Raw genomic sequence first — 632 nt, 5'->3', positions numbered from 1 at the left:
CCCTATTAGCGCAAGCAGTTCAATCGTTTCATTTATTATCATATCCATACTATCAGCGACAAGTTTCCTGACCGCCTCATCGTTAATCTCGCTACTGCGCCTCTTTATGCGCTCAGCGGTGAGTTTTATAGGCGTAAGCGGGTTTTTGATTTCGTGTGTTATTCTGGCGGCAACCTCTTTCCAAAGCGTTACACGCTGCAAATTCATCACGTGGGTGTTGTCATCTGCCACTAGCAATATATTTTCCAAACTGCCAGTAGTTTCACTAAGTATTTTACTTATATGCACTATATAGTGTCTAGGTTCGCCTATGCCTGTGCTGTATTCGGTCTGCACTATTCGTTCAGTATCGCCACTTGCCATAAAATCGCTTAATATCTCGCTGGCATAGGCACGGAACCCTTTGTCTGAGCCAACAAGTATTTCATCTGCGCTCTATGGTTTTCTTAACGATTGCTAGCCCCAGCCCTGTGCCATTAGGCTTTTTACTGAAATAGGGGACAAAAACATTGGCGCATAACGTGAATATTGAGCTTGATATACCAGCGGGCTTAAACGTGCGTGGCGATAGGCAACAACTAAAACGCGTATTTGTTAATATGATGCAAAATGCTACACAAGCATTTAATAAA

1 protein-coding gene is annotated in these 632 nt (G+C 43.0%); it reads right to left on the bottom strand.

Annotation, left to right across the window (positions count from 1 at the left end; all coding sequences use genetic code 11):
* Positions 1-363 (bottom strand): histidine kinase dimerization/phospho-acceptor domain-containing protein (locus tag AC1MDJ_RS08375; protein ID WP_479690453.1); only part of this gene is annotated, 363 nt, incomplete at its 3' end.
* Positions 364-632: the final 269 nt, after the last annotated feature.

Source organism: Candidatus Termitispirillum reticulitermitis, assembly GCF_054655775.1.
The sequence above is the reverse complement of the archived record's forward strand: the minus strand, read 5'-3'. Positions and strand labels throughout refer to the sequence as shown.